The organism is Pseudomonas shiyinii, from assembly GCF_056725765.1.
Map to the genome: position 1 here is coordinate 3,087,063 of NZ_CM161522.1, position 24,580 is coordinate 3,111,642.

General features: G+C 64.5%; 24 protein-coding genes. 12 read left to right on the forward strand and 12 right to left on the reverse strand.

Annotated features, from left to right (window positions below):
• Positions 1 to 120: 120 nt before the first annotated feature.
• Positions 121 to 732 carry a TetR/AcrR family transcriptional regulator gene (locus ACXHGZ_RS13860; protein WP_084854617.1) on the forward strand — a complete coding sequence of 204 codons (612 nt, stop codon included), beginning with the start codon at positions 121 to 123 and terminating at the stop codon, positions 730 to 732.
• Between the two features lie 127 nt (positions 733 to 859).
• On the opposite strand, the gene ACXHGZ_RS13865 is transcribed toward ACXHGZ_RS13860, so the two are convergent.
• Positions 860 to 1,300 carry a GlcG/HbpS family heme-binding protein gene (locus tag ACXHGZ_RS13865; RefSeq protein ID WP_084854616.1) on the reverse strand — a complete coding sequence of 147 codons (441 nt, stop codon included), beginning with the start codon at positions 1,298 to 1,300 and terminating at the stop codon, positions 860 to 862.
• Positions 1,301 to 1,556: 256 nt separating this feature from the next.
• Here ACXHGZ_RS13865 and gcl point away from each other — a divergent pair, with 256 nt between their 5' ends.
• The 8 genes from gcl to ACXHGZ_RS13905 all read left to right on the forward strand — a co-directional run bounded on the left by gcl (position 1,557) and on the right by ACXHGZ_RS13905 (position 11,230).
• On the forward strand, positions 1,557 to 3,332 hold the full coding sequence (gcl, locus tag ACXHGZ_RS13870) for a glyoxylate carboligase (protein WP_084854615.1): 1,776 nt from the start codon (positions 1,557 to 1,559) through the stop codon (positions 3,330 to 3,332).
• A 57-nt stretch (positions 3,333 to 3,389) separates the two neighbouring features.
• On the forward strand, positions 3,390 to 4,172 hold the full coding sequence (hyi, locus tag ACXHGZ_RS13875; RefSeq protein ID WP_070576732.1) for a hydroxypyruvate isomerase: 783 nt from the start codon (positions 3,390 to 3,392) through the stop codon (positions 4,170 to 4,172).
• A 124-nt stretch (positions 4,173 to 4,296) separates the two neighbouring features.
• Positions 4,297 to 5,190 carry a 2-hydroxy-3-oxopropionate reductase gene (locus ACXHGZ_RS13880; protein ID WP_084854614.1) on the forward strand — a complete coding sequence of 298 codons (894 nt, stop codon included), beginning with the start codon at positions 4,297 to 4,299 and terminating at the stop codon, positions 5,188 to 5,190.
• A gap of 230 nt (positions 5,191 to 5,420) precedes the next feature.
• Positions 5,421 to 6,695 carry a glycerate kinase type-2 family protein gene (locus tag ACXHGZ_RS13885; protein WP_480460292.1) on the forward strand — a complete coding sequence of 425 codons (1,275 nt, stop codon included), beginning with the start codon at positions 5,421 to 5,423 and terminating at the stop codon, positions 6,693 to 6,695.
• Positions 6,692 to 8,107, forward strand: a complete 1,416-nt coding sequence (gene pyk / locus ACXHGZ_RS13890; protein WP_480460293.1) for a pyruvate kinase — start codon at positions 6,692 to 6,694, stop codon at positions 8,105 to 8,107. Before ACXHGZ_RS13885 ends, pyk begins: the two co-directional genes overlap by 4 nt.
• A gap of 252 nt (positions 8,108 to 8,359) precedes the next feature.
• Entirely contained in the window at positions 8,360 to 9,235 is an 876-nt protein-coding gene (locus ACXHGZ_RS13895) for an urea transporter (RefSeq protein WP_084854611.1), read from the forward strand.
• Between the two features lie 44 nt (positions 9,236 to 9,279).
• Positions 9,280 to 10,101, forward strand: coding sequence for an ion transporter (locus ACXHGZ_RS13900; protein WP_084854610.1), 822 nt, complete (start codon positions 9,280 to 9,282; stop codon positions 10,099 to 10,101).
• A gap of 130 nt (positions 10,102 to 10,231) precedes the next feature.
• Positions 10,232 to 11,230, forward strand: coding sequence for a sulfate ABC transporter substrate-binding protein (locus ACXHGZ_RS13905; protein ID WP_084854609.1), 999 nt, complete (start codon positions 10,232 to 10,234; stop codon positions 11,228 to 11,230).
• Positions 11,231 to 11,304: 74 nt separating this feature from the next.
• Here ACXHGZ_RS13905 and ACXHGZ_RS13910 read toward each other — a convergent pair whose 3' ends face one another.
• Positions 11,305 to 12,234 carry a class I SAM-dependent methyltransferase gene (locus ACXHGZ_RS13910; protein WP_084854608.1) on the reverse strand — a complete coding sequence of 310 codons (930 nt, stop codon included), beginning with the start codon at positions 12,232 to 12,234 and terminating at the stop codon, positions 11,305 to 11,307.
• 182 nt (positions 12,235 to 12,416) lie between these two features.
• A complete protein-coding gene (locus tag ACXHGZ_RS13915) occupies positions 12,417 to 13,316 on the reverse strand; it encodes a DMT family transporter (protein WP_084854607.1) in 900 nt (299 codons plus the stop codon).
• Between the two features lie 133 nt (positions 13,317 to 13,449).
• On the opposite strand from ACXHGZ_RS13915, the gene ACXHGZ_RS13920 reads away from it, so the two are divergent.
• From ACXHGZ_RS13920 to ACXHGZ_RS13930, 3 genes are all read left to right on the forward strand, one after another.
• Positions 13,450 to 13,887 (forward strand): Lrp/AsnC family transcriptional regulator, encoded by a 438-nt coding sequence (locus ACXHGZ_RS13920; RefSeq protein WP_480460294.1) that lies wholly within the window; start codon positions 13,450 to 13,452, stop codon positions 13,885 to 13,887.
• 451 nt (positions 13,888 to 14,338) lie between these two features.
• The gene (locus tag ACXHGZ_RS13925) at positions 14,339 to 15,874 is read left to right on the forward strand and encodes an NCS1 family nucleobase:cation symporter-1 (RefSeq protein ID WP_324817601.1); all 1,536 of its coding nucleotides are present in this window, start codon (positions 14,339 to 14,341) and stop codon (positions 15,872 to 15,874) included.
• 14 nt (positions 15,875 to 15,888) lie between these two features.
• A complete protein-coding gene (locus tag ACXHGZ_RS13930) occupies positions 15,889 to 16,617 on the forward strand; it encodes an aspartate/glutamate racemase family protein (RefSeq protein WP_480460295.1) in 729 nt (242 codons plus the stop codon).
• Between the two features lie 83 nt (positions 16,618 to 16,700).
• Here ACXHGZ_RS13930 and ACXHGZ_RS13935 read toward each other — a convergent pair whose 3' ends face one another.
• The 9 genes from ACXHGZ_RS13935 to ACXHGZ_RS13975 form a co-directional block, all read right to left on the reverse strand.
• Positions 16,701 to 17,039, reverse strand: a complete 339-nt coding sequence (locus ACXHGZ_RS13935) for an FKBP-type peptidyl-prolyl cis-trans isomerase (RefSeq protein ID WP_224456368.1) — start codon at positions 17,037 to 17,039, stop codon at positions 16,701 to 16,703.
• An 87-nt stretch (positions 17,040 to 17,126) separates the two neighbouring features.
• Positions 17,127 to 17,534, reverse strand: coding sequence for a GFA family protein (locus ACXHGZ_RS13940; RefSeq protein WP_084854598.1), 408 nt, complete (start codon positions 17,532 to 17,534; stop codon positions 17,127 to 17,129).
• A gap of 565 nt (positions 17,535 to 18,099) precedes the next feature.
• Positions 18,100 to 18,888, reverse strand: coding sequence for a PhzF family phenazine biosynthesis protein (locus tag ACXHGZ_RS13945; RefSeq protein ID WP_480460296.1), 789 nt, complete (start codon positions 18,886 to 18,888; stop codon positions 18,100 to 18,102).
• A gap of 50 nt (positions 18,889 to 18,938) precedes the next feature.
• Positions 18,939 to 19,877, reverse strand: coding sequence for an NAD(P)-dependent oxidoreductase (locus tag ACXHGZ_RS13950; RefSeq protein WP_480460297.1), 939 nt, complete (start codon positions 19,875 to 19,877; stop codon positions 18,939 to 18,941).
• A gap of 102 nt (positions 19,878 to 19,979) precedes the next feature.
• Positions 19,980 to 20,399: a hypothetical protein gene (locus ACXHGZ_RS13955; protein WP_084858198.1), complete on the reverse strand. Its 420-nt coding sequence runs from the start codon at positions 20,397 to 20,399 to the stop codon at positions 19,980 to 19,982.
• A 12-nt stretch (positions 20,400 to 20,411) separates the two neighbouring features.
• Positions 20,412 to 21,605, reverse strand: a complete 1,194-nt coding sequence (gene ccmI, locus ACXHGZ_RS13960; RefSeq protein ID WP_480460298.1) for a c-type cytochrome biogenesis protein CcmI — start codon at positions 21,603 to 21,605, stop codon at positions 20,412 to 20,414.
• Entirely contained in the window at positions 21,598 to 22,074 is a 477-nt protein-coding gene (locus ACXHGZ_RS13965; protein WP_480460299.1) for a cytochrome c-type biogenesis protein, read from the reverse strand. The genes ccmI and ACXHGZ_RS13965 overlap by 8 nt, the downstream gene beginning before the upstream one ends.
• Entirely contained in the window at positions 22,071 to 22,607 is a 537-nt protein-coding gene (locus tag ACXHGZ_RS13970) for a DsbE family thiol:disulfide interchange protein (RefSeq protein WP_480460300.1), read from the reverse strand. Before ACXHGZ_RS13970 ends, ACXHGZ_RS13965 begins: the two co-directional genes overlap by 4 nt.
• Positions 22,604 to 24,577, reverse strand: a complete 1,974-nt coding sequence (locus ACXHGZ_RS13975) for a heme lyase CcmF/NrfE family subunit (protein ID WP_480464058.1) — start codon at positions 24,575 to 24,577, stop codon at positions 22,604 to 22,606. The genes ACXHGZ_RS13970 and ACXHGZ_RS13975 overlap by 4 nt, the downstream gene beginning before the upstream one ends.
• Positions 24,578 to 24,580 lie beyond the last annotated feature (3 nt).

Sequence of the window (24,580 nt, forward strand, 5' to 3'; positions counted from 1 at the left end):
TTCCAATGGGTTGAATGGGCCGAAGTCTAGCCCAAAGCGGCTGCCTTGAGCGCCCGACAAGGCGGGTGCTACCATGCCGGACCCTCTTTAGAGGTGGCCAGACAAAGGAAGATTCCCGACATGAGCACCATTCGCGAGCGCAACAAGGAGCTGATCCTGCGCGCGGCCAGCGAAGAATTCGCCGACAAGGGCTTCGCCGCCACCAAGACCAGCGACATCGCCGCCAAGGCTGGCCTGCCCAAGCCGAACGTGTACTACTACTTCAAATCCAAGGAAAACCTCTACCGCGAGGTCCTGGAGAGCATCATCGCGCCGATCATGCAGGCCTCCACGCCATTCAACGCCGACGGCGACCCCAAGGAGGTGCTCAGCGGCTACATCCGCTCGAAGATCCGCATCTCCCGTGACCTGCCCCATGCGTCGAAGGTGTTCGCCAGCGAGATCATGCATGGCGCCCCGCACCTGTCGCCCAACCAGGTGCAGCAGCTCAACGAGCAGGCGCGGCACAACATCGAGTGCATCCAGCGCTGGATCGAGCGCAAGCAGATCGCCCCGGTCGACCCGCATCACCTGATGTTCAGCATCTGGGCGGCGACCCAGACCTACGCCGACTTCGACTGGCAGATCTCGGTGATCACCGGCAAGGCCAAGCTGTCCGACACCGACTACGAAGCGGCGGCCGAAACCATCATCCGCCTGGTGCTCAAAGGCTGCGAGCCCGAGGCGGCCTGATAAAAAGCGGGGCCGCTACGCAGCCCTTTCGCGGCACAAGGCCGCTCCTACAAGGATCATCGTTGAACCTGTAGGAGCGGCCTTGTGCCGCGAAAGGGCTGCGTAGCGGCCCCAGGATTTCAGACGCTTACGCCACCACTCCGGCATCCGCCGTCAGCCCCACCTCCTCGATCGCACTGATCGCGCACTGCTCGTCGATATCCGACGTATCGCCGCTGATCCCTACCGCACCCAGCACCTTGCCGTCCTGATCGCGAATCAGCACACCACCCGGCGCCGGTACCACCGGACGCTCGCCCAGGCCATTGAGCGCCGCGAAGAAAGCCGGCCGTTGTTGCGAATCCAGCGCCAGCAGGCGCGAGCCCTTGCCCAGGGCGACAGCCCCCCAGGCCTTGCCCATGGCCACCTGCGGGCGCAGCAAGCTGGCGCCGTCCTCGCGCTGCAGCGCGAGCAGATGCCCACCGGCGTCCAGTACCGCCACCGTCAAGGGGGCGGCGTTGATCTTGCGACCGGCGTCCAGCGCGGCGTTCACCAGGCTGACGGCGACTTTCAGGGTCAATGCGTTCATGGAAAGGTCCTCTTCTTGTTGTGAGAAGCCCTGAGGGCAGTTGAAAACCGATACGACAATAGAACACAACGGCCAGATTTTTTGTATACAATATTTTTAGACTATCGTGCACGATCGGACGAAATGCCGTTTTCACCGGCTTCCCGACGAAAGCCACTTCTACAGATGAAAATGGATTGACCTAGGGCGTCGAGCGTGAATACACTCTGTCGCAAAGCAAGTTGTATACAATTACAAAATCGATGAGGCACAAACCATGAGCAAAATGAGAGCAATCGATGCAGCCGTTCTGGTCATGCGCCGTGAAGGTGTAGATACCGCGTTCGGCATCCCGGGGGCAGCCATCAACCCGCTGTACTCGGCCCTGAAGAAAGTCGGTGGCATCGATCACGTCCTCGCTCGCCACGTCGAAGGCGCTTCCCACATGGCCGAGGGTTACACCCGCGCCAACCCGGGCAACATCGGTGTGTGCATCGGCACCTCCGGCCCAGCCGGCACCGACATGGTCACCGGCCTGTACAGCGCTTCGGCCGACTCCATCCCAATTCTCTGCATCACCGGCCAAGCGCCTCGTGCCCGCCTGCACAAGGAAGACTTCCAGGCCGTTGACATCACCAATATCGTCAAGCCAGTCACCAAGTGGGCGACCACCGTTCTGGAGCCAGGCCAGGTGCCCTACGCCTTCCAGAAGGCCTTCTACGAAATGCGCACCGGCCGCCCAGGCCCTGTGCTGATCGACCTGCCGTTCGACGTGCAGATGGCCGAGATCGAATTCGACATCGACGCCTACGAGCCGCTGCCGGTGCACAAGCCAGCCGCCAACCGTGTCCAGGCTGAAAAAGCCCTGGCCATGCTCAACGAAGCCGAGCGTCCGCTGATCGTTTCCGGCGGCGGCGTGATCAACGCCGATGCCAGCGAAAAACTGGTCGAATTCGCCGAACTGACCGGTGTACCGGTCATCCCGACCCTGATGGGCTGGGGCACCATCCCGGACGACCACCCACAGATGGTCGGCATGGTCGGCCTGCAGACTTCGCACCGCTACGGCAACGCTACCCTGCTCAAGTCCGACCTGGTGTTCGGTATCGGTAACCGTTGGGCCAACCGTCACACCGGCTCCGTCGACGTCTACACCGAAGGCCGCAAGTTCGTTCACGTAGACATCGAACCGACCCAGATCGGCCGTGTGTTCACCCCGGACCTGGGTATCGTTTCCGACGCAGGCGCGGCACTGGACGCGTTCCTGGAAGTGGCCCGCGAGTGGAAAGCCGCCGGCAAGCTCAAGTGCCGCCGCGAGTGGCTGGAAGACTGCCAGCAGCGCAAGTCGAGCCTGCAGCGCAAGACCCACTTCGACAACGTGCCGGTCAAGCCGCAGCGCGTCTACGAGGAAATGAACCAGGTCTTCGGCAAGGACACCTGCTACGTCAGCACCATCGGCCTGTCGCAGATCGCCGGCGCCCAGTTCCTGCACGTGTACAAGCCACGCCACTGGATCAACTGCGGCCAGGCCGGCCCGCTGGGCTGGACCATTCCGGCTGCCCTGGGTGTGGTCAAGGCTGACCCCAAGCGCAAGGTCGTCGCGCTGTCCGGTGACTACGACTTCCAGTTCATGATCGAAGAGCTGGCCGTGGGCGCGCAGTTCAACCTGCCGTACGTCCACGTACTGGTGAACAACGCCTACCTCGGCCTGATCCGCCAGGCCCAGCGTGGCTTCGACATGGATTACTGTGTACAACTGGCGTTCGAGAACATCAACGCCACCGAGGCCAACAACTACGGCGTCGATCACGTGGCCGTGGTCGAGGGCCTGGGCTGCAAGGCACTGCGCGTGTTCGAGCCGGCTGAAATCGCCCCTGCCCTGCTCAAGGCGCAGAAGATGGCCGAAGAGTTCCGCGTGCCGGTGGTGGTCGAAGTGATCCTCGAGCGCGTGACCAACATTTCCATGGGTACCGAGATCAACGCGGTCAACGAGTTCGAAGACCTCGCCCTGGTCGGCAACGACGCGCCTACCGCGATCTCGATGCTGGACTGACCGCCTGACGCCCCCGCGCCGGCTGTGCCGGGGGCCTTCATCTGCAAGGAGACAACCATGCCTCGCTTCGCTGCCAACCTGTCCATGCTGTTCACCGAGCAGGACTTCCTGGCCCGCTTCAAGGCCGCCGCCGACGCTGGTTTCAGCGGTGTCGAATACCTCTTCCCGTACGATTTCAGCGCCGCCGAGATCAAGCAACAGCTCGATGCCCACGGCCTGACCCAGGTGCTGTTCAACCTGCCGGCCGGTGACTGGGGCAAGGGCGAGCGCGGCATCGCCTGCAACCCCGAGCGCGTCGAGGAATTCCGCGCAGGTGTCGACAAGGCCATCGAATACGCCAAGGTCCTGGGCAACACCCAAGTCAACTGCCTGGCCGGTATCCGCCCGCAAGGCCCGGACTGCGCCACCGTGCGCAAGACCTTCGTCGACAACCTCAAGTACGCCGCCGACAAGCTCAAGGCCGCCGGTATCCGCCTGGTCATGGAAATGATCAACACCCGCGATATCCCGGGCTTCTACCTGAACACCACCAAGCAGGCCCTGGAAATCCAGGCCGAAGTCGGCAGCGACAACCTGTTCCTGCAATACGACATCTACCACATGCAGATCATGGAAGGTGACCTGGCTCGTACCATGGAAGCCAACCTGAAGCTGATCAACCACATCCAGCTGGCCGACAACCCCGGCCGCAACGAACCAGGCACCGGCGAGATCAACTATCGCTTCCTGTTCGAGCACCTGGACCGCATCGGTTACCAGGGCTGGGTGGGCGCGGAATACAAGCCGCTGACCACCACCGAAGCAGGCCTGGGCTGGCTGAAGACCCATAACGCAATCTAAAGATTGAACACCGACCTGTAGGAGCGGGCTTGCCCCGCGATTGCGATGGCGACCTCAGCGCCGCCATCGCGGGGCAAGCCCGCTCCTACAGGCTCCGCGAACAAATACAAAGAGGCACATTGTCATGGCTAAAATCGGTTTCATCGGCACCGGCATCATGGGCAAACCAATGGCCCAGAACCTGCAAAAGGCAGGTCACAGCCTGTTCGTCTCCACTCACCACGACGCCGCCCCGGCCGACCTGGTCGCCGCTGGCGCCGTCGCCCTGGCCAACCCGAAGGAAGTGGCCCAGGAAGCCGAGTTCATCATCGTCATGGTCCCGGACACCCCGCAGGTAGAAGCGGTCCTGTTCGGTGAGAATGGCGTGGCCGAAGGCGTCGGCCCGAACAAGGTGGTGATCGACATGAGCTCGATCTCCCCTACCGCGACCAAGGCCTTCGCCGAGAAGATCAAGGCCACCGGCGCTGCCTACCTGGACGCCCCGGTGTCCGGTGGCGAAGTCGGCGCCAAGGCCGGCACCCTGAGCATCATGGTCGGTGGCTGCCCGAAAGCCTTCGAGCGCGCCCTGCCGCTGTTCGAAGCCATGGGCAAGAACATCACCCGCGTCGGTGGTAACGGTGACGGCCAGACCGCCAAGGTCGCCAACCAGATCATCGTCGCTCTGAACATCCAGGCCGTCGGCGAAGCCCTGCTGTTCGCTGCCAAGAACGGCGCGGACCCAGCCAAGGTACGTGAAGCGCTGATGGGCGGTTTCGCCTCCTCGAAGATCCTCGAAGTGCACGCCGAGCGCATGATCAAGGGCACCTTCGACCCAGGCTTCCGCATCAACCTGCACCAGAAGGACCTGAACCTGGCCCTGCAAGGCGCCAAGGAGCTGGGCATCAACCTGCCCAACACCTCCAACGCCCAGCAAGTGTTCAGCACCTGCGTTGCCCTGGGCGGCGGCAACTGGGACCACTCGGCGCTGATCAAAGGCCTGGAGCACATGGCCAACTTCTCGATCCGCGACGACAAGTGACAAGGGGCTGCCTTGCAGCCCAATCGCCGGCAGGCCGGCTCCCACTAGCCCGAAGTACTCCGCCGTACCTGTGGGAGCCGGCTTGCCGGCGATGAAATCCACACCTTTGGACCTGCGACCACAGGCTCAACGGTGACACCGAGCAACACCCGCCCCTGGTTCGGCCTGCACGGAGGCAGTTCCAGGGGCGTTTTCGATTCTGCAGAACAATAAGATTTTGGGAGCCTGCCATGTCGGTCGATCCACAAAGAATTCTCCGCGAGCTGTTCGATACGGCCATTGCCGCCGCTCACCCCCGCCAGGTCCTGGAACCCCACCTGCCCGCCGACCGCACCGGCCGCGTCATCGTCATCGGCGCCGGCAAGGCCGCCGCGGCCATGGCCGAGGTGGTCGAGAAGAGCTGGCAGGGCGAGGTGTCCGGCCTGGTCGTGACCCGCTACGGCCATGGCGCCAATTGCCAGAAGATCGAAGTGGTCGAAGCCGCCCACCCGGTCCCCGATGCCGCTGGCCTGGCCGTGGCCAAGCGCGTGCTGGAGCTGGTCAGCAACCTCAATGAAGACGACCGGGTGATCTTCCTGCTCTCTGGTGGCGGCTCGGCCCTGCTGGCCCTGCCTGCCGAAGGCCTGACCCTGGCCGACAAGCAACAGATCAACAAGGCCCTGCTCAAGTCCGGCGCCACCATCGGCGAGATGAACTGCGTGCGCAAGCACCTCTCGGCGATCAAGGGCGGTCGCCTGGCCAAGGCCTGCTGGCCAGCGACGGTCTACACCTATGCCATCTCCGACGTCCCCGGGGACCTGGCCACCGTCATCGCCTCCGGCCCCACCGTGGCCGACCCGAGCACCTCGGCCGATGCCCTGGCCATTCTCAAGCGCTACGCCATCGAAGCGCCCAAGGCCGTCATCGATTGGCTCAACAACCCCGCCTCGGAAACCGTCAAGGCCGACGACCCAGCCCTGGCGCGCAGCCACTTCAAGTTGATCGCCAAGCCCCAGCAGTCGCTCGAGGCCGCGGCCGTCAAGGCCCGCCAGGCGGGCTTCAGCCCGCTGATCCTGGGTGACCTGGAAGGTGAGTCGCGCGAAGTGGCCAAGGTGCATGCCGGTATCGCGCGGCAGATCGTGCTGCACGGCCAGCCGCTCAAGGCGCCTTGCATCATCCTGTCCGGCGGCGAGACCACGGTCACCGTGCGCGGCAACGGTCGTGGCGGGCGCAACGCCGAGTTCCTGCTCAGCCTGACCGAAAACCTCAAGGGCCTGCCGGGTGTCTACGCCCTGGCCGGGGACACCGACGGCATCGACGGCTCCGAGGAGAACGCCGGCGCCATCATGACCCCGCAAAGCTATGCCAACGCCGAGGCCCTGGGCCTGTCGGCGTCCAACGAGCTGGACAACAACAACGGCTATGGCTACTTCGCCGCACTGGATGCGCTGATCGTCACCGAGCCGACCCGCACCAACGTCAACGACTTCCGTGCCATCCTGATCCTCGAGACTCAGCCATCATGACGCCAGACAAGAAAGTCAAAATCCTCGCAACCCTGGGCCCTGCGATCAAAGGCGTCGACGATATCCGCCAACTGGTCGAGGCCGGCGTGAACATCTTCCGCCTGAACTTCAGCCATGGCGAGCACGCCGACCACGCCCTGCGCTACCAGTGGATCCGCGAAGTGGAGCAACAGCTGAACTATCCGCTGGGCATCCTCATGGACCTGCAAGGGCCCAAGCTGCGCGTCGGCCGTTTCGCCGACGGCAAGGTGCAGCTGCAACGCGGCCAGGCCCTGCGCCTGGACCTGGACACCACCCCGGGCGACAGCCGCCGGGTCAACCTGCCCCACCCCGAGATCATCGCGGCGCTGGAACCGGGCATGGACCTGCTGCTCGATGACGGCAAGCTGCGCCTGCGGGTGACCGCCAAGCACAGCGACGCCATCGACACCGAGGTGGTTGCCGGCGGCGAGCTGTCCGACCGCAAGGGCGTGAACGTGCCCCAGGCCGTGCTCGACCTCAGCCCGCTGACCGAGAAAGACCGCCGCGACCTGGCCTTCGGCCTGGACCTGGGCGTGGACTGGGTGGCCCTGTCGTTCGTCCAGCGCCCGGAAGACATCGTCGAAGCCCGTCAACTGATCGGCGAGCGCGCCTACCTGATGGCCAAGATCGAGAAGCCGTCGGCGGTCGAGCAGTTGCAGGCGATCGCCGAGCTGTCCGACGCGATCATGGTCGCCCGTGGCGACCTGGGTGTGGAAGTGCCGGCCGAAAGCGTGCCGCAGATCCAGAAACGCATCATCGGCACCTGCCGCCAGCTGGGTAAACCCGTGGTGGTGGCGACCCAGATGCTCGAGTCGATGCGCTTCTCCCCTGCCCCGACCCGCGCCGAGGTCACCGACGTGGCCAACGCCGTGGCCGAAGGCACCGACGCAGTCATGCTGTCGGCCGAGACCGCCTCGGGCGACTACCCGCTCGAAGCCGTGCAGATGATGAGCAAGATCATCCGCCAGGTGGAGAACGGCCCGGACTACCAGGCCCAGCTCGACGTCGGCCGGCCCAAGGCCGAAGCCACGGTCTCGGACGCCATCAGCTGCGCGATTCGCCGCATCAGTGGCATCTTGCCGGTGGCCGTGCTGGTCAACTACAGCGAGTCGGGCTCCTCGACCCTGCGCGCTGCCCGCGAACGGCCACGCGCACCGATCCTCAACCTGACGCCGAACCTCTCCACCGCCCGCCGCCTGAGCGTGACCTGGGGCGTGCACTCGGTGGTCAACGATCGCCTGCACCAAGTCGATGAGGTCGTTTCCACTGCGCTGGAAATTGCCCAGGCCCAAGGCATGGCCAGCCGTGGCGACACGCTGCTGATCACCGCCGGTGTGCCTTTCGGCAAGCCAGGGACGACTAATACGCTGCGGATCGAGACCTTGGTCTGAGAATGCCGGGGGGCGCTGTGCGCCCCCCTGTGGGAGATTCTATGGTGCTGGAGCTGCTTTGCAGCCCATCGCAGGCTGTCGCCAGCTCCCACCGAGATTGCGCCGCGTTCAAGACTTGCGAAATCCCTGTGGGAGCCGGCTTGCCGGCGATTGGAGGGCGCGGCCCTCCCGTTACACCGATCCATGAAACCTGCGGAAAACCCGAGGCCCGAAGAGGCCCACCGCTCTTCCATCCACCTTCCCGACTGCCCCATGTACACCAAGAATTTCGTCAACCCGTGCCCCGACTGGGCCACGGCCTTGCTCAACGGCTTCAGCCAGGTACTGCTGCTGCGCAATCCCTTGTGCGGCCTGTGCTGCCTGCTGGCCATCCTGGTCACCGCCCCGAACCTGGTCGGCGGCGCCCTGCTCGGCGCCTTGGCCGGGCTGCTGACCGCCCAGCGCCGCGGTTACGAACGCGCCGATCGCCAGGCTGGCCTGTACTGCTACAACGGCGTACTGATCGGCCTGCTGATTGCCGCGCTGCTGCCCTGGTCGGCCATCATGCCACCGCTGATCATCGCCGCCGGCGGCCTTTCCAGCATCCTCACGCACCAATGGCGCAAGCGCGGCGGCAAGCTGCTGATCGCCTACACCGCACCTTTCGTGCTGCTGGGCTGGGGTACCCTGCTGGTGGCAGAGCCCATGCCGGCCCTCTACACCGAGGCCAACCCGTTGTATGCCTTGCTACGTGGTGTCGGCCAGATCTTCCTGCTGGACAACCCGCTGGCCGGCCTGCTGATCGTCATCGGCATGTTCATCGCCAACCCCTATGCCGCACTCTGGGCGTTGATCGGCTCGGCCGTCGGCGGCGGTGTCGCCCTGCTGGCGGGCGAGGCCCAGGCTGCCTGGATGGGGCTGTTCGGTTTCAACGCAGCGCTCGCCGCGCTGGCCTTCAGCCGCCAGGGCGAACGTGCCTGGGTGACGTTGTTGGCCATCGCCATGGCACTGTTGCTGCAGCCTTTATTCAACCTGATGCCTATCGCTGGCCTGACCGCACCCTTTGTCGTCGCCTGCTGGCTGATGCACCTGGGCAGCCACCTGGCGCAATCGGCCCAGCGCCGCAACGCAGACCGCTTGCACAGCTAGAACGCACCCCCTAGGCTCAGGCCATCGCACAATGGAACGAGCCCATGGATAACCCTGCGAACCTGCGCGAGCGGCTCTACGTCGTCGTCTTCCAGACCGATACCGTCGCCGGCAGGCGTTTCGACAAGATCCTCCTGCTGGTCATCCTCGCCAGCCTGGTCACAGTCGTGCTCGACAGCATCGACGAAGTGCACCAGCAATACGCCGGCCTGCTGGCCGGGATCGAGTGGTGCTTCACCGCGATCTTCCTGGTGGAGTACCTGGTGCGGCTCTACTGCTCGCCCAAGCCCCTGCGCTATGCCTTCAGCTTCTATGGGCTGGTGGACCTGCTGGCGGTCATCCCGGGCATCCTCGCCCTGTACTACAGCGACGCCCAGTATCTGCTGATCGTGCGGGTCATCCGCATGCTGCGGATCTTCCGTGTGCTCAAGCTCAGCCCCTACCTCAAGCAGGCCCATTACCTGCTCGCGGCACTGCAGGGCAGCCGGCAGAAGATCATCGTGTTCCTGGTCAGCGTATCGACCCTGGTGACCGTGTTCGGTACCTTGATGTACGTGGTCGAGGGCCCCGAGCATGGCTTCACCAGCATCCCCAAGGGCATCTACTGGGCGATCGTCACCCTGACCACCGTAGGGTTCGGCGATATCGTGCCGAAGACGCCGCTGGGTCAGGTACTGTCGTCGCTGGTGATGATCACCGGTTATTCGATCATCGCCGTACCCACGGGCATCTTCACGGCGGAGCTGGCCAACGCCCTGCGCGGCGAACAGCTGCAGCATGATTGCCCGACGTGCCGCAAGAACACCCATGAACACGGCGCGGCGTTCTGCTCGCGCTGTGGCAATGCGTTGTTCCCGAAGCAGTGATGCCCAGCCCGCGAAGGGGCCGCACAAGCACCGGCATAACCAAAGTGTTTTTTGTTCTTTAACCCCTGCCAAGCCACCCGCTATAGTCGCTGGCAAACTGCCTACAACCTCTCAAGAACAAGGAAGCAACGTGAAAAAGCTCTTCACCGCATCGCTGCTCGCCGCCGGTATGGCCCTGGGCAACCTGGCCCAGGCTGCACCGACCCTGCTCAACGTGTCTTACGACGTGATGCGCGACTTCTACAAGGACTACAACCCAGCATTCCAGAAGCACTGGGAAGCCGAGCACAACGAGAAGGTCAACGTGCAAATGTCCTTCGGCGGCTCGAGCAAGCAGGCACGCGCCGTGATCGACGGCCTGCCGGCAGACGTCATCACCATGAACATGGCCACCGACATCAATGCCCTGGCCGACAACGGCAAGCTGGTGCCGGACAACTGGGTCACGCGCCTGCCGAACAACAGCGCGCCGTTCACCTCCGCCACCGTGTTCATCGTGCGCAAGGGCAACCCCAAGGCCCTGAAGGACTGGCCCGACCTGCTCAAGGACGGCGTGCAGGTGATCGTGCCCAACCCCAAGACGTCGGGTAACGGCCGCTACACCTACCTGTCGGCCTGGGGCTATGTGCTCAAGCAAGGCGGCGACGAAGCCAAGGCGCGCGAGTTCGTCGGCAAGCTGTTCAAGCAGGCTCCGGTGCTGGACACCGGCGGACGCGCCGCCACCACGACTTTCATGACCAACCAGATCGGCGACGTGCTGGTGACGTTCGAGAACGAGGCGGAAATGATCGCCCGCGAATTCGGTCGCGACCAGTTCGAGGTGGTCTACCCGAGCGTGTCGGCCGAGGCCGAGCCGCCGGTGACCGTGGTCGACAAGGTTGTCGAGCGCAAGAAATCCCGCGCCGTGGCCGAGGAATACCTCAAATACCTGTGGTCGCCGGCCGCCCAGGAACTGGCCGCGCAGAACTACCTGCGCCCACGTGACGCGACCGTTCTGGCCAAGTACACCGACCGCTTCCCGAAAGTCGATTTCCTATCGGTGGAGAAGACCTTCGGCGACTGGCGTACCGTGCAGAAAACCCACTTCAATGACGGTGGCGTGTTCGACCAGATCTATACCAACCAGTAACGGTTCGCGACACAAGCCCGCACCGACAGATACGATCTCTGTGGGAGCGGGCTTGTCCCGCGATTGAAGCTTACTCAGGCTCGCTGGCGAAACACCAATGCCTTCAAGCCCCCTGCCGGATCGGCATCCGGAAACTCCGGCGGGTTCTCCAGCCGCTCGACGAATACCAGCCCCGGTGCATGCTCGCCCATGCCCTCGATCAAAAAGTCCGGCCCGATCCCCGGGTCATTGATGCACGCCAACACCGTCCCCTCTCCCGTCAGCAGCTCCGGCAGGCGCCGCAGGATCTTCGCGTAGTCCTGGGTCAGCACGAAGCTGCCTTTCTGGAAGGTCGGTGGGTCGATGATGATCAAGTCATAGGGCCCGTACTTGCGCACCTTGCCCCATGACTTGAACAGCTCATGCCCCAGGTAGGCGACCCGGGAGGCATCGTGGCCATTGAGCCGGTGGTTGTCGCGGCCACGGGACAACGCCGCCTTGGCCATGTCCAGGTTGACCACTTGCTGCGCCCCGCCGGCAATGGCGGCCACCGAGAATCCGCAGGTATAGGCGAACAGGTTGAGCACCCGCTTGCCCGCGGCCTGCTCGCGTACCCAGCGGCGGCCGTAGCGCATGTCGAGGAACAGGCCGTTGTTCTGCCGCACGCCCAGGTCCAGCAGATAGGTCAGGCCATCCTCGATCACTTCGCGTTGCTGGCACGGCTCGCCCAGCAGCCACTGGCCAGGGCTGTCCGGCAGGTAGCGGTGCTGGATGAGGATGGCCTGCCCAGCCCACTGCGGGCGCTCGGCGAGGCTGCGCAGCATGGCCTCCAGCTCGGCCAGCTGGCCCTCGGGCGGCTCGCGGAACAGCGCTACCAGCAGCACGCCCTGCAGCCAGTCGACCGTGATCTGCTCGAGGCCCGGCCAGCAGCGGCCACGACCGTGGAACAGGCGACGGGTTTCCTGCGGGGCGGGGTCAAGGGCGGCGAGCAGGTGTTGCTCGAGGATATGGATCGGCGAGGTCATGGTGGGGTCGCAAGCAAAAAGAACGCATTCTACCTAATGCCAGCCTATAAGCACTGTCAGAGGCTGCTACGTACCCCATCGCGGGACAAGCCCGCTCCCACAGGTTCACCGCTGTTCGCAAGAGCGGCGCATCCCTGTGGGAGCAAGCTTGTCCCGCGATAGGGCCGCAAGGCAAACCTCGCTCAATACCCCTTCACCGCTCCTCTGCCCGACCGGAACCACCACCCCTGCTGCATGCCTGCCGCCGCCAGCAGGATCGCCGCCACACCCAGCCACTGCAGCGGTGCCAGGCGATGGTCGAACGCCACCCAATCGACCAGGATCGCCGCGATCGGGTAGATGAACGACAGTGCACCGGTCAGCGCCGTCGGCAGGCGCTGGATGGCGCTGTACAGCAGCACGTACATCAGCCCGGTATGGACGATGCCCAAGGTCACCAGGCTGGCCAGGGCCGATGTTTCTGCCGGTAGCCCTCGCACCCCGACCCAAGGTGCCAGGAGCACAATACCGGTCACCACCTGGACCAAGGCGATCAGGTGCGGCGGGGTACCGCTCAGGCGCTTGATGATCAGCGCCGCCACGGCGTAGAGGAAGGCTGCGCCCAACGCCAGGCCGATGCCTTGCAGATAATCCCCCGCCCCTTCCTGGCCGCTGCCATGGGCACTGACGATGGCCAGCATGCCGAGAAACGCCAGGCTCAACCAGGTCATCTTGGGCAGGGTGATCTTCTCGCCCAGGAACAGCGCCGCCAGCCCCACCAGCATGAACGGCTGAACGTTGTACACCGCCGTGCCGATCGCGATCGAGGCCTTGGCGTACGAGGCGAACAACAGCACCCAGTTACCGACGATGGCCACCCCGCTGGTCACGGCCAGCAGGAAGGTCGTGCGGGTCAGCGCACCGGGCTTGAGCAACCCCATGGCTGCGCAGATCAACAGCAAGGTGCCGGCGCCGAACACACAACGCCAGAACACCACCTCCAGTACCGGCTGCCCGGACACCAGTACGAACCAACCGATGGTACCGGAAATCAGCATGGCGGCCGTCATCTCCAGCGAGCCGCGACGCAACGAATTGTCCATCTCACACCTCCTGTCGAACAGGGCCACAGTATGTGCGAGGCGACGGTCGACCATCCAGCGGAAAACAAAGCCGTTCTCGCGCATTCACCTTTACTATCAAGGCGAATACAGGAAATCACCTAACGAGGGCGACATGACCGATGCCATAGACCAGCTGTTGATCAATGCCTTGATGGAAGACTCCCGCCGTTCGCTCAAGGCACTGGCGCAGGTCAGCGGCCTGTCGGCACCCAGTGTCAGCGAACGCCTACGCCGCCTGGAGGAACGTGGCGTGCTGCGCGGTTACACGGTGGATGTCGACCCTCGCAGCTTCGGTTACCAGCTACAGGCCATCGTGCGTATCCGGCCACTGCCAGGACAGTTGCAAGACGTCGAGCGGCAGATCATCGCCATCCCCGAATTCACCGAATGCGACAAGGTCACTGGCGAGGATTGCTTCATCGCCCGTCTGCACGTGCGCTCCATGGAACAGCTGGACACCCTGCTCGATCGCATCAATGTGTTGGCCGAAACCAACACGGCGATCATCAAGAAGACACCGGTCAAACGCCGGCTGCCACCCATGGAATAGTAGTTCGGATACGCGACGATTAATTTTTGTACACACTAATGTCACCTTAGGTGCCATTTTTGTGTGCACTTTGTCCGGTAACGCCCCAACACGTTACACACTTCCGCCGCGAAAAACTGACCAATTAATCAACTAATAGTGCACTTCAAAAATAAAAACTGTTCATTTGGTCAACTTATAATTCCCCAATTTCATTCACTTATCTTTCAACAAGATAGATTCGAAAAAGCCTCGCGCTGAAAGTTGCTTTTCGCCTGGCATGGAACTCGCTTTTGTGTCCTTGTGTTTTGTATACAAGTTGAACAAAACATAAATACACAAGAACCCGCAGCGCCTGCCCCGGCAGGCCGTTGCGCCCAGAACCCAGTGATGCCAACGCTGCACCGACGAGATGGCGAGCCCGTGCGCATGCCCGATCATCGCAGTCCACACGCATCAGGAGCCTGCCGGAATGAGTACCAGCCTCAACCTTGCCCCTGAACTATCCGTTGCCAGCACCAACCCCACTTCCACGCCACTCGCCGGTGATCTACCGGACCTCGAACTCAGCCCACGCCTGCATAACCGCGACCTGGCCCCGACCCGCAGCGAAGGCCGGCGCTGGGGGCGCTACAGCATCTTCGCGCTGTGGACCAACGACGTGCACAACATCGCCAACTATTCATTCGCCATGGGGCTGTTCGCGCTCGGCCTGGGTGGCTGGCAGATCCTGCTGTCCTTGGCCATCGGCGCAGCATTGGTGTATTTCTTCATGAATCTGTCCGGCTATATGGGGCAGAAGACCGGCGTGCCCTTCCCGGTGATCAGCCGCATTGCGTTCGGGATCCATGGCGCACAGATCCCAGCCCTGATCCGCGCGGTCATCGCCATCGCCTGGTTCGGCATCCAGACGTACCTGGCCTCGGTGGTATTGCGGGTACTGCTCACGGCGATATGGCCGCAGTTGGCCATCCATGACCAGGACAGCATCCTCGGTCTGTCGAGCCTGGGTTGGGTGTGCTTCGTGGCGATCTGGCTGGTGCAACTGGTGATCCTGGCCTACGGCATGGAGATGGTGCGCCGTTACGAAGCCTTCGCCGGCCCGGTGATCCTGCTGACCGTGGCAAGCCTTGCGGGCTGGATGTACTTCCAGGCCGATGCGCGCATCGCCTGGTCGGTGGCCGAGCCGCTGACCGGCTACGAGATGTGGCGCAACATCTTCGCTGGCGGCGCCCTGTGGCTGGCGATCTACGGCACGCTGGTGCTGAACTTCTGTGACTTCGCCCGCTCCTCGCCCTGCCGCAAGACCATTCGCGTGGGCAACTTCTGGGGCCTGCCGGTGAACATCCTGGTGTTCGCCACCATCACCGCGGTGCTGTGCGGTGCCCAGTTCCAGATCAACGGCCAGGTGATCGACAGCCCCACCCAGATCGTCGCCAACATCCCCAGCACGCCGTTCCTGGTCCTGGGTTGCCTGGCTTTCTTGATCGTCACCGTGGCGGTGAACATCATGGCCAACTTCGTCGCCCCGGCCTTCGTACTGAGCAACCTGGCGCCACGCCACCTGAACTTCCGCCGCGCGGGGCTGATCAGCGCGACCCTGGCAGTGCTGATCCTGCCGTGGAACCTGTACAACAGCCCGCTGGTGATCGTGTACTTCCTGTCTGGCCTGGGTGCCCTGCTCGGCCCGCTGTACGGTGTGATCATGGCCGACTACTGGTTGCTGCGCAAAGGCCAGGTCAACGTCCCGCAGCTGTACAGCGAGAACCCGGCCGGCGCCTATTTCTACACCCGAGGCATCAACCTGCGCGCCGTCGCCGCCTTCCTGCCCACCGCGCTGCTGGCCATCGTCCTGGCCCTGGTGCCCAACTTCCACAGCGTCGCGCCGTTCTCCTGGCTGATCGGCGCCGGCACCGCCGCCGCCTTGTACCTGCTGCTCGCGCCGCGCAACCGCCAATACCTCGACGTCAGCGGCGAAGCCATCGCCGTCGACCACAGCAGCCATTGATAGGGAGATCCTTCATGCGCATCTTGATCGCCAATGTGAACACCACCTGCGCCATCACCGACGCCATCGTCGAACAGGCCCGCAGCGTGGCCTCGCCGGGTACCGAAATCATCGGCCTGACCCCCTGGTTCGGTGCCGAGTCGGTGGAAGGCAATTTCGAGAGCTACCTGGCCGCCATCGCCGTCATGGACCGCGTGCTGGCCTACGAACAACCCTTCGATGCAGTGATCCAGGCAGGTTACGGCGAGCATGGCCGCGAGGGCCTGCAGGAGCTGCTGGATGTGCCGGTGGTGGACATCACCGATGCCGCCGCCAGCACCGCCATGTACCTGGGGCACGCCTACTCGGTGGTCACCACCCTGGACCGCACCGTGCCGCTGATCGAGGACCGCCTCAAGCTCTCGGGCCTGTTCGATCGCTGCGCCTCGGTGCGCGCCAGCGGCCTGGCCGTGCTCGACCTGGAAGCCGACCCACGGCGCGCGGTGGAGGCGATCGTCGAGCAGGCTGAACGGGCCGTGCGCGACGACAAGGCCGAGGTGATCTGCCTCGGGTGTGGCGGCATGGCCGGGCTGGACGAGCAGATCCGTCAGCGCACCGGCGTGCCAGTGGTCGATGGTGTCAGTGCGGCGGTGACCATCGCCGAGTCGCTGGTGCGCATGGGCCTGAGCACTTCCAAGGTGCGGACCTACGCCACGCCTCGGGCGAAGAAAGTGGTGGGCTGGCCGATGATGTTCGGTCGATAGGTTCGCAATTGCGCGCCGCCCGACCCACCGGCTCAGGTCGGGCAGCTATGTGCCCCATGGTCGCGGCTGAGCCTATGAACGACTCAATCATCCCGCGTCAGCACTTCCAGCAACTCGATCTCGAATGTCAGGTCCGAGTGGGGCGGGATCGAACCCACGCTGCGCTCGCCATAGCCCAGGTGTGCCGGCACCAGCAGCTTGCGCTTGCCGCCGACGCGCATCCCCATCAGGCCCTGGTCCCACCCTTTGATCACGCGACCGGTGCCGATCACGCACTGGAACGGCTTGCCCCGCGACCAGGACGAGTCGAACTCGCTGCCGTCGGCCAGCCAGCCGGTGTACTGGGTGGTGATCAAGGCGCCCTTGACCACGGCCTTGCCCTGGCCTTCCTCGAGATCGATGATTTGCAGTTCGCTGCTCATGCCTGCTGTTCCTGAAACGGATTTTCGTGGCCGCCGTTTTCTCAGGAATGAACCGCTTTGGCAAGGCCGCGAGGCGCCCAGGGTCGCCTAGCCGAGCTGCTCGAAGGCTTCCTGGCCGGTCAGTTCCTTGGTCTGGTTGGCGAAGCAGTACCAGGCGGGTTTCTGTTCGACGAAGATCTGCAGATCGAAGTCCCAGGTTTCATCGCCGTCCAGCAGGCCAACCGGGATGGCGTAGAAGTCGTTGGCCTTCAGGCGGTAGTACAGGTGCGTGCCGCACTGGCCGCAGAAGCCGCGCTGGGCCCAGTCGGAGGAGTCGTAGACGGTGGGGGGCGTGCCTTCGATCTGGGGAGGTTGGCTGCAGTGTACGACCAAGAGGGGGCCGCCGGTCCATTTGCGGCACATGCTGCAGTGGCAGGCGCTGATATGGGTGTTGTCGACGGTGACTTTCAGGTGGGTTTGGCCGCAGAGGCAGGTGCCTTGTTTTTCCAGGGGCATGGGTGGAGCTCCTTGGGAATTGGGTTTGGAAGTATAGATTGGGGATCTCCTGTTGGGCTTGGGCTATTGCGTAGGCAAAGCAAGAGCAAAAGCGGCGACGGCGTTGGCGAAAAATCATGCTGATTGGTTGGCTGTTTTGCCCCGATCGCGGGGCAAGCCCGCTCCCACAGGGACGGCGCAAGCTCAAGAATTGTGTAGCCCTGTGGGAGATTCTATGGTGCGGGACAAGCCCAAATTGCCTTCGGTTGGTTTCCCCAGCCGTGCAAATACGGCCAGGCCCCGCTTGCTTGGTGGGAGCTGGCGGAGCCTGCGATGGGCCGCACAGCGGCCCCTTGAGTCTGGAGGGGCTCCACCGTTTGAGGGCTTGGGGCTGCTTTGCAGCCCATCGCAGGCTGTCGCCAGCTCCCACCGAGATTGCGCCGCTCTCAAGACTTGCGAAATCACTGTGGGAGCGGGCTTGTCCCGCGATTGGCCCGAGAGCCTACCGCCACTGCCACTGAACGATCAACACCAGCCCAGGTGCAACCGGTAACTTGAACGCCGCCAGGAGACCGAAGGCAACCCATCAGATGGAGATCACCCCGCGCAGGTACAACGCCCCCCGCCCGCTGATGATCACCCGCCCATTCCCAGGCACCTCGCACCACAACTGCCCCTTGCGCCGGCCGCCCTGCTCGCATACCAGGCTGCGCTTGCCCAGCCGCTCAGCCCAATAGGGCGCCAGCGAGGTGTGCGCCGACCCTGTCACCGGGTCTTCGTTGACCCCTACCCGCGGCCCGAACCACCGCGTCACGAAATCGAACCCTCGCCCCGGCGCCGTCACCGCGATACCACGCACATCGAACGCGCCCAATGCCACGAAGTCCGGTGCCAAGGGCTCCAGCAACGCCGCATCGTCGATTACCACCACATAATCATCGGTCCGATAAACCGCCCGGACACTGTTCAGCCCCAGCGCCTCGAGCAAGCCTTCGGGCACGTCGACCGCCACCGGCTGCTTGGCCGGAAAGTCCATCGCCAACAACCCATCGCTGCCACGGCTGACCCGCAATTCCCCGCTGCGCGTATTGAACCGCAGTACCGCGGCCTGCTCGCCCAACTGCTCGAACAGCACCCAGGCCGTCGCCAACGTCGCGTGCCCGCACAAATCCACCTCGACGCTGGGCGTGAACCAGCGCAAGTCGAACGCCTCGCCATTGCGTACGAAATACGCCGTCTCGGAAAGGTTGTTCTCCTCAGCCACACGCTGCAGCGTTTCATCCGGCAGCCAACGCTCCAACGGCACCACTGCCGCCGGGTTGCCACCGAACGGTGTGGCAGAAAACGCATCGACCTGGAAGATCTCGAGTTGCATGCAAAAGCTCCTCATGCCCGGCCTCAGGCCCGGCAGGTTCAGGGGAAAGGTCAGGATCGGACCGGGGTCAGCACCGGCTCACCGGCAAAGAACGCCTGCAGGTTAAGGAGCACCAGGCTCACCGTATCCCGTGCGGCATCCGGTGATTGGCCGGCCACATGAGGTGTGAGCACGGTATTGCCGAGCACCTTGAGTGCATCGGGCACGGCAGGCTCGTCATCGAAGACATCCAGTGCGGCGCCGGCGATCGCGCCTCGGCTCAGGGCATCGACCAGGGCCTGGGTATCGACCACGCTGGCCCTGGCGATGTTGACCAGGTAACCGTCCGGCCCCAACGCTTGCAGCACCTGGGCATCGACCAGATGGCGGGTGGCGTGCCCGCCGGGCGTCGCCACCACCAGGATGTCCACGGCCTCGGCCAGGCTCGGCACGCTGTCGTGCCAGGTGTAGGACACGTCGCGACGCGGCGTGCGGCTGTGGTAGCTGATACTCATGTCGAAGCCCAGGTTCGCCCGCTTGGCGATCGCCCGACCGACCGCGCCCAGGCCAAGGATCCCCAGGCGCTTGCCGCTCACCGAAGGGCTGATGACCCGGTTCCATTCCCCCCGGCGCGTGCTGGCATCGGCCCGTGGCACATCGCGCAGCAAGGCCAGCAGAAGCGCCAGGGCATGGTCGGCGACCGCCGCGGCATTGGCGCCGGCCCCATTGGTCACGGTAATGCCGCGAGCCGAGGCGGCAGCCAGGTCGACCTGTTCGTAGCCGGCGCCGATCACACAGATGATCCTAAGCGCCGGCAAGGCTTCGATCTCGTTGGCCGTCAGGCCCAGCGGGCCGCGGGTCAGTACCGCATCGACCTGGGCACCGAAGCGCACGATGGCCTCGGCGCGCAATTGCGGCGACGGCGCGCGGATCAGCCGAAAACCGGCCTGCTCGAGTAGCGGCAAATAGTCATCGACGGTTTCCACCAGCACCAGAACGGTCTTGCTCATGCGCCCTCCGGCTCGTGTGCGAGAAGGGATTATGCGTGGGGACCGGCTAGTACAGTCAATGAGAATATTGGGCCATAACTGTACTGTATCGGTAGTCGACGTTTACTGAGCGAACGCCCGACCCAGGCCGCCCGGAACGCCGCTGCTGTCGGTTTCCTGCCAAGGGCCCTCGGGGCTCAGCGACCAGCTCCAGCCATTGTTCCAGCGGTAGTAGGTGCGCTGGCGATAGAAGGTGTTGGGCTTGTTCTCCAGCACATAGACGCCCATGCGCGGGTCCCAGTGGCTGGCGCCGCCCGGCGGCGGTGCGAAGCTGGCGGAGGTGCGCGGCATGGCCTTGGGCGCGCTGGCCGGTTTACTCGGCCGGGTGCTCGGCTGCCCGCTCGGCGCCGGCTTGATCACCGGCCCCTGGCGCGGCGGCGCGGTTTCGACCGGCGGCCACGGCTCGTCGCTTGGTTGCTGCACCGTACAGGCGGAAAGACCCAGTGCCAGGGTGATCAGGGTCAGACGGACGGCGCTGTTCATGCAAATGCTCTCTTATTGATCTGGGCTGTCGATAGTCAGGTGCTGGGCTGCCTCGGTATGGGTGGACAGCGGCGCGCTCTGGCCGATCCACTCGCCCCGGGTCGGTTGGCCGGCACGGGACACACGGGCAACCAGTTGGACCTCACTGAAGTCCGACAGTTTCATCTGCGGCATCATCGCATCGGCGTCGGACAGCTCCACCTCCAGCGGCAACTGGGCCACCGTCACGCGCTTGGCCGCAACGGGCATGGGCGGGCCATTGCTGGCACGGGCGAAGATGAACACCGTGTCGCCGGGCTTAACCTTGTCCTTGAGCTTGTCGGCCAGTGTCACCCGCACCTTCAGGCGAGCAGCCTCGGGCGCTGCCGCCGGTTTGCCGCCCGCCGCCTGCAGCCTTTCGGCGGCACGGTCGATGCCGCCCTGAAGGGCGGCGCGTGAAGCGTCGCCCTCGGGCAATTGCGCCAGCAGGCGCTGCCAATAGTCGATCGCCTCCTGGTAGCGCTCGCCCTCGAACGCGGCGATCCCGCGCAGACCAAGGCTGGTCACCTCCTTGGGGTCGGCCTTGAGCGCTTCGTCGGTCAAGGCCTGCACCTGCTCGCTGAACTGCTTGTTCGCGGCGAAATACAGGGCCTGGGCCCACTGGCCAAGCAGCTCGGGCTGGCGACCGGCCAAGGCGACGGCGCGCTCGAAGATACGTGCGGCGTCGGCCGGGCGTTGCTCGGCCATGTAAGCGCGGCCAAGGAAGTACAGACCCTCTGCCGAGTCCGGCTGGGCCTGCACGGCACGCTCCAGGCGCGTGGTCATTTCTTCCATCGTTTGCGGCGCCTGGGCGAACTCGCGGGTCAGCTCGACCTTGTCGACGGCGCCGAAATGCAGGTACAGCCCAAGGCCCATCGCCGGCACCAGGACCGCCGCCAGCAGCGGCAGCGCCTTGCCCAGATGGCCCTGGCGCGACGCCTCGGCGCCCTCGGTATCGGCCAACAGTTCACGGGCTGCCTCATCACGCCCCTTGGCCAGCTGGTCGGCATCGAGCACGCCGGCTTCCTGCTGGGCCGCCAGCTCGGCGACCCGCTCCTGGTACAGGGCGACATTGAGGGCAGTACGGTCTTCTTCCTGCTGCTGGCGGCGGCCGCGCAGGGTCGGGATCAGCAGGAAAGCCAGGGCGGCGAGCAACAGCAGGCCCGCGCTAAGCCAGAATTCAGTCATGGGTCTGTTCTTTATCCAGCAGTTTGGCGAGGCGCTCGCGTTCTTCAGGCGACAATTGCTCGGTCGAGGCCGCTACCGGCCCGCGACGACGGCGCACGATCAGCGCCAGCACCACGAAGCCCGAGGCCAGGAGGATGCCCGGGCCGAACCAGAGCAGCCAGGTGCGGCCGGTGAGCGCCGGCTTGTAGCGCACGAAGTCGCCATAGCGATCGACCATGAAATCGACGATCTGTTGGTTGCTCTTGCCTTCGCCGAGCATGCGGAAGATCTCCCGACGCAAGTCGGCTGCAATCGGCGCATTGGAATCGGCGATGTCCTGGTTCTGGCACTTGGGGCAACGCAGCTCCTTGGTCAATTGCTGGTAGCGCTCGCGCTCGGCGTCATCGCGGAACTGGTAGGTATCGATGGCGGCCCGGGCCACACCGGCCACGCCCAGGATCAGCACCGCCGCCGCCAGCCAGCGCCTCATGGCTTGGCCTCGTCGACCAGACCCTGGTACAGCGGCGCCAGTTGTTCACGCCAGACCGTGGCATCGACCACGCCCACGTGCTTGTAGCGGATGATGCCCTTGGCATCGATCAGGAAGGTTTCCGGTGCCCCGTACACGCCCAGGTCCAGCCCCAGGCTGCCCTGCTCGTCACGGATGTTCAGCTGGTAGGGGTTGTGGAAGTCGACCAGCCATTTCAGTGCCGCAGCGTTGTCGTCCTTGTAGTTGACCCCGTGGATGACCACGCCCTGCTCGGCGAGCTGGTTCAGATAAGGGTGTTCGACCTTGCACGACGGGCACCAGGTGGCCCAGACATTGACCAGTGCCGGGCGGCCCTGCAGGTCGGCCGGGGTAAGCGTGCGATCGCCCTGGACCGAGGCCAGCGAGAAGGCCGGGAACGGCTTGCCGATCATCGCCGAGGGCAGTTCGTCGGGCTTGAGGAACAGGCCCTTGTAGAGGAAGACCGCCATCAGCAGGAACACCGCCAACGGCAACACCATGATCCAACGCTTCATGCAGTTGCTCCAGACATGCCCAGGACATCACGCACCCGGGCCTTGACCTTGACGCGGTAGCGTCGGTCGAACGCCGCCAGGAAGCCACCCAGTGCGGTCAGCAGACCGCCCAGCCAGATCCAGCGGACATATGGCTTGATATGCACCCGTACCGCCCAGGCACCGTTGTCCAAGGGCTCGCCGAGGGCGACGTACAGGTCGCGGGTGAAGCCGGCGTCGATACCGGCCTCGGTCATCATCGACTGTTGCACGGTGTACAGGCGCTTCTCAGGGTGCAGCACGGTCACCTCGCGGCCGTCGCGGCTGATGCGCACGGTGCCCTTGTCGGAGATGAAGTTCGGCCCCTCGAAGTGCTGGGCGCCCTCGAACAGGAAGTGATACCCCCCCAGCTCCACGGTCTCGCCCGGCGCCATGCGCAGGTCGCGCTCGGCACTGTTGTTGCTCGACAGCACCACGCCCAGGGCACACACCGCCAGCCCCAGATGCGCCAGGTGCATGCCCCAGTAGCTGCGCGACAAGCCGCGCAAGCCTTTGGCCAGGCCCTTGTGGCGGGTCTTGTCGAGGATGTCGCGCACGCCCGCCAGCACCACCCAGGCGGCCAGGGCGAACGCGCTCAAGGCCGGCCAGTCGAAGTCGTCGACCAGCAGGCCGGCGACCGGCGCCAGCACCGCGCTGCCGACCAGCACCGGGGTCAACATGCCCACCAGCCATTTGCCCGGGGTGTCCTTCCAGCGCACAACCACGCCGATCCCCAATACCACCATCAGCAATGCCATCAACGGCAGGAACAATGCATCGAAGTAAGGCGGGCCGACCGAAAGCTTCGCCCCGGTCAGGGCATCGAGCACCAGCGGGTAGAGGGTACCGAGCAGGATCATCGACGCCGCCACCACCAGCACCAGGTTATTGGCCAGCAGCAGGGTCTCGCGCGACCACAGGGCAAAGCCCACCTGGCTCTTGACCACAGGGGCGCGCAGGGCGAACAAGGTCAGCGAGCCGCCGACCACGAACAGCAGGAAGACCAGGATGAACACGCCACGGGATGGGTCGGATGCGAAGGCATGCACCGAGGTCAGCACGCCGGAACGGACCAGGAAGGTCCCCAGCAGGCTCAGGGAGAAGGCAGCGATCGCCAGCAGCACGGTCCAGCTCTTGAATACCCCACGCTTCTCGGTGACCGCCAGCGAGTGGATCAACGCCGTACCTACCAGCCATGGCATGAAGGAAGCGTTTTCCACCGGGTCCCAGAACCACCAGCCGCCCCAGCCCAGCTCGTAGTAGGCCCACCAGGAGCCCAGGGTGATGCCGACGCCGAGGAAGGCCCAGGCGACGATGGTCCAGGGCCGCGACCAGCGCGCCCAGGCGGCATCCAGGCGCCCGCCCAACAGGGCGGCGATAGCGAAGGCGAAGGCCACCGAGAAGCCGACGTAGCCCATGTACAGCATCGGCGGATGGACGATCAGGCCGAAGTCCTGCAACAGCGGGTTGAGGTCGCGCCCGTCGGTCGGTACCTGGGGCAACAGGCGTTCGAACGGGTTGGAGGTGATGATCAGGAACGACAGGAAGCCCACGCTGATCATGCCCATCACTGCCAGTACCCGGGCCAGCATCACCTGCGGCAACTGGCGCGAGAACACCGACACGGCGAAGGTCCAGCCCCCCAGGATCAGCGCCCAGAGCAGCAGCGAGCCTTCATGCGCGCCCCATACGGCGCTGAACTTGTAGTACCAGGGCAAGGCGCTGTTGGAGTTGCTGGCCACATAGGCTACCGAGAAGTTGTCGGTCATGAAGGCATGGGTAAGGCAGGCGAAGGCGAACGCCAGGAAGGCGAACTGCCCCCACGCCGCCGGTCGTGCCAGGCTCATCCACAGGCTGTCGCCGCGCCAGGCGCCGAGCAACGGCACACTGGCCTGCACCACGGCAAAGCAGATCGCCAGGATCATCGACAACTGCCCGAGTTCGGGGATCACCAG

Excerpts from the sequence above, each read along its gene's own strand:
- ACXHGZ_RS13860 (WP_084854617.1), top strand. The coding sequence starts at position 121 with ATGAGCACCATTCGCGAGCGCAACAAGGAGCTGATCCTGCGCGCGGCC.
- ACXHGZ_RS13865 (WP_084854616.1), bottom strand. The coding sequence starts at position 1,300 with ATGAACGCATTGACCCTGAAAGTCGCCGTCAGCCTGGTGAACGCCGCG.
- gcl (WP_084854615.1), top strand. The coding sequence starts at position 1,557 with ATGAGCAAAATGAGAGCAATCGATGCAGCCGTTCTGGTCATGCGCCGT.
- hyi (WP_070576732.1), top strand. The coding sequence starts at position 3,390 with ATGCCTCGCTTCGCTGCCAACCTGTCCATGCTGTTCACCGAGCAGGAC.
- ACXHGZ_RS13880 (WP_084854614.1), top strand. The coding sequence starts at position 4,297 with ATGGCTAAAATCGGTTTCATCGGCACCGGCATCATGGGCAAACCAATG.
- ACXHGZ_RS13885 (WP_480460292.1), top strand. The coding sequence starts at position 5,421 with ATGTCGGTCGATCCACAAAGAATTCTCCGCGAGCTGTTCGATACGGCC.
- pyk (WP_480460293.1), top strand. The coding sequence starts at position 6,692 with ATGACGCCAGACAAGAAAGTCAAAATCCTCGCAACCCTGGGCCCTGCG.
- ACXHGZ_RS13895 (WP_084854611.1), top strand. The coding sequence starts at position 8,360 with ATGTACACCAAGAATTTCGTCAACCCGTGCCCCGACTGGGCCACGGCC.
- ACXHGZ_RS13900 (WP_084854610.1), top strand. The coding sequence starts at position 9,280 with ATGGATAACCCTGCGAACCTGCGCGAGCGGCTCTACGTCGTCGTCTTC.
- ACXHGZ_RS13910 (WP_084854608.1), bottom strand. The coding sequence starts at position 12,234 with ATGACCTCGCCGATCCATATCCTCGAGCAACACCTGCTCGCCGCCCTT.
- ACXHGZ_RS13915 (WP_084854607.1), bottom strand. The coding sequence starts at position 13,316 with ATGGACAATTCGTTGCGTCGCGGCTCGCTGGAGATGACGGCCGCCATG.
- ACXHGZ_RS13920 (WP_480460294.1), top strand. The coding sequence starts at position 13,450 with ATGACCGATGCCATAGACCAGCTGTTGATCAATGCCTTGATGGAAGAC.
- ACXHGZ_RS13925 (WP_324817601.1), top strand. The coding sequence starts at position 14,339 with ATGAGTACCAGCCTCAACCTTGCCCCTGAACTATCCGTTGCCAGCACC.
- ACXHGZ_RS13930 (WP_480460295.1), top strand. The coding sequence starts at position 15,889 with ATGCGCATCTTGATCGCCAATGTGAACACCACCTGCGCCATCACCGAC.
- ACXHGZ_RS13935 (WP_224456368.1), bottom strand. The coding sequence starts at position 17,039 with ATGAGCAGCGAACTGCAAATCATCGATCTCGAGGAAGGCCAGGGCAAG.
- ACXHGZ_RS13940 (WP_084854598.1), bottom strand. The coding sequence starts at position 17,534 with ATGCCCCTGGAAAAACAAGGCACCTGCCTCTGCGGCCAAACCCACCTG.
- ACXHGZ_RS13945 (WP_480460296.1), bottom strand. The coding sequence starts at position 18,888 with ATGCAACTCGAGATCTTCCAGGTCGATGCGTTTTCTGCCACACCGTTC.
- ACXHGZ_RS13950 (WP_480460297.1), bottom strand. The coding sequence starts at position 19,877 with ATGAGCAAGACCGTTCTGGTGCTGGTGGAAACCGTCGATGACTATTTG.
- ACXHGZ_RS13955 (WP_084858198.1), bottom strand. The coding sequence starts at position 20,399 with ATGAACAGCGCCGTCCGTCTGACCCTGATCACCCTGGCACTGGGTCTT.
- ccmI (WP_480460298.1), bottom strand. The coding sequence starts at position 21,605 with ATGACTGAATTCTGGCTTAGCGCGGGCCTGCTGTTGCTCGCCGCCCTG.
- ACXHGZ_RS13965 (WP_480460299.1), bottom strand. The coding sequence starts at position 22,074 with ATGAGGCGCTGGCTGGCGGCGGCGGTGCTGATCCTGGGCGTGGCCGGT.
- ACXHGZ_RS13970 (WP_480460300.1), bottom strand. The coding sequence starts at position 22,607 with ATGAAGCGTTGGATCATGGTGTTGCCGTTGGCGGTGTTCCTGCTGATG.